General features: G+C 40.0%; 1 protein-coding gene. It reads right to left on the bottom strand.

The window, feature by feature from the left end; all coding sequences use genetic code 11:
- Positions 1-300, bottom strand: a 300-nt coding sequence (gene yidC / locus A3766_RS10200) for a membrane protein insertase YidC (RefSeq protein ID WP_156508855.1), incomplete at both ends; no start/stop codon positions are given.

The raw sequence follows: 300 nt of genomic DNA, 5'->3' as shown, positions 1-300 counted from the left end.
CAGTATAAAGCGATAAATACAGGCATCTGAACAAGAATAGGCAGACAACCACCAAGAGGATTAATTTTCTCTTTCTTATAGAGCTCCATCATTCCTTGAGACATCTTCTGACGATCATCGCCATACTGTTCTTTTAAAGCTTGTAGCTTAGGTGCTACCCGACGCATATTCGCCATAGAACGATAACTTGCAGCCGACAACTTGAAGAACAAAGCCTTAACACAAACAGTCACTAGAATAATTGCAAAACCCCAGTTCAATACAATGCCATAGAAGAAATCAAGCAATAGGAATAGTGGC

Source organism: Oleiphilus sp. HI0132 (assembly GCF_001635845.1).
Note: the sequence above shows the minus strand (reverse complement) of the source record. Positions and strands in the feature narration are given on the sequence as shown.